This window comes from Blastocatellia bacterium (genome assembly GCA_035275065.1).
GTDB lineage: Bacteria > Acidobacteriota > Blastocatellia > UBA7656 > UBA7656 > DATENM01.
In genome coordinates this window covers 1-2,112 of record DATENM010000114.1, presented here as the reverse complement: position 1 = coordinate 2,112, position 2,112 = coordinate 1, and the positions used below count along the sequence as shown (strand labels likewise).

At 51.4% G+C, this 2,112-nt stretch carries 3 protein-coding genes; all 3 read left to right on the top strand.

Features of this window, described 5'->3' with window-relative positions:
• A partial coding sequence (locus VJ464_23750) for a hypothetical protein (GenBank protein HKQ08161.1) occupies positions 1-214 on the top strand: 214 nt, incomplete at its 5' end.
• Between the two features lie 122 nt (positions 215-336).
• Entirely contained in the window at positions 337-750 is a 414-nt protein-coding gene (locus VJ464_23745) for a hypothetical protein (protein HKQ08160.1), read from the top strand.
• Positions 751-872: 122 nt separating this feature from the next.
• Complete coding sequence (locus VJ464_23740; protein HKQ08159.1) at positions 873-1,892, top strand: hypothetical protein; 1,020 nt, start codon at positions 873-875, stop codon at positions 1,890-1,892.
• Positions 1,893-2,112: the final 220 nt, after the last annotated feature.

Genomic DNA, 2,112 nt, shown 5'->3' with positions numbered 1-2,112 from the left:
TCCCACCAAGATCAGGGCCTGGGACGTGGCGCGCCGTCTTCGACTTGGTGCGTCGGATGAAAAAAGCGACCATTGGTTCAGATATGACAAGCGGCGATGGTTTTCCTCTGGCGACAGATTTGAGCGTGCCGCCTTGCGGGTGCTACCCTATCTTGGCGGCCAAGCAGAGGACTGGTGGGGACGAGAGATAGGTGAGCCAAAAACGTTGGCCTAACAACGACATGCACCGGAGCCGCCGAAGCGCGGTTCACGTGGTTACTTTCAATGCCGCTCGGCGGCCCGGTGATGTGTGTTCGTTAGGCGCAGAAGCACAACAGTCCAGCCAATAACACAAGTATGATTAACCTAAGCCTGCAATACGCTCATCAAGATGGTACTGCTGAGGAGCGCGGCACGGCGAGCCTACAGCAAGCCCTTGATGCCTTTCGCGCCTTCCCTTGGGATGAACAACTGCACCAAGCTAATGAATTGCAAATCTGTGCGCCGACGCTCTTCCTGAAGAAGAGTGACGGTGCTTCTGTCTTCTTCGTATCAATTATGGAGGGAGAGAAACTGGACTTTATGCTGTACTTGGAAACGACAGAAGAGGTCGAAAGGTGGGGCTTATTCGGGAAGCGAAAGAGGAAGAAAGCCGTAATCTATGACTCAATCGGGCATGCTAGACAGGGAGTAGAAGAGGCAATCCGAGCATATTATGCCGATGACAAGAAAAGGCTGAGAGCGATAATCCAGGCGCGGAACTGCGCCTAACAACGACATGCACCGGAGCCGCCGCCGAGCGGTTCACGTGATTGCTCGCAATGCCGTTCGGCGGCCCGGTGATGTGTGTTCGTTAGCTGTCTGACCCATTTACTTTCGTGTGAGGTGATGTGATGGATAATATCCCAATCAAAGCTCTGATCGTTGACCCCGATGAACGCGCAGCCCGTGCACTTGTTGACGCACTGCGCAAAATCAAGGTTGTGCTATCCGTCGGACTGTATAATGATACATCAAAGGCGTATAAGGCTATCAAAAGCCTTGACGTTAATGTGATCTACATTGACCCACTTGGTCTTGGACTTGATCGCGCGAGCAATTTTATTTTTCGAATAAGGAAAGAATTCCCATCCGTGGCGTTCGTTCTATACCTCAATCTTACTTTGCTCAAGAAACAAGAGAAGCATTTCTATGCGGGTGAACGTGGCCGGTTTCACCATTATTTTACTCTACAAAAATCGAGGCCTGGGCCAGCCTTTGATCGTCGTGTGTTTGACACAGTTACGGCTTGCCAAGGAGATCTTTCTTTCAGACTGACGCAAGAAAAAATTGCAGAGCTTCAAAAGGAACTTGTCGGCATTCAAGAGTCCGCCTCCGACGATACCGCTACCGTCCCGCTCCGGATGCTTCAAGAGATCCAAGACCAACTGTCGGCTTTGAAAAATGAGCGCCAGTCTCCGAGCGGGCATCATTCCGCAGCACCCTTTTTAGGACCGCCTGCCAGTGCGATCTCAGCCAACCAATGTTTTATCATCATGCCCTACTCGCAGGAATGGTCTATCGGTGTAGAAACAATCCTGAGAGAGGTTTGCAAAGATGCCGGGTTCGAGTTCTTGATCGCCAAAGAAATGGAGGGCAGATTCGTCCCCTATGATATTTGGAAAGGAATAACGGGATCGGCTTTAATGATCGCGGACTTGACCGGGGCAAACGCCAATGTAGCCTACGAGGTAGGGCTTGCCGATGCCCTCGGTCGTGAGGTTATTCTTATTTGCCAAGATAGTAATGTCCCCTTCGATTTTTTGGCACAACGACTCATTGTATACAAAAACGCTGTACAAGGCGCGTTTGAGTTGCGTCAGAAGCTATCCGATAAGATCAAGAATAGCAGACTTACCCGCAACGACAGCTAACAATGCGTTGCAGCGGAGGCCGCGAAGCGAGTCTCTTATCACTCATCGTAGCTCCTCACGCGGCCCCGCTGAACGCTGTCGTTAGGCGACTGCCAACTCAAGCCTACAAACCATGATAAAGTTCTGGCAAAGAATCATCGCGATTGCCGAGGTAGTCGGAGGCAGTGCCGCCTTGATCGCTATCATCTTTGCTGCCAAAGCCGGAGCCGGCAAATCCGTC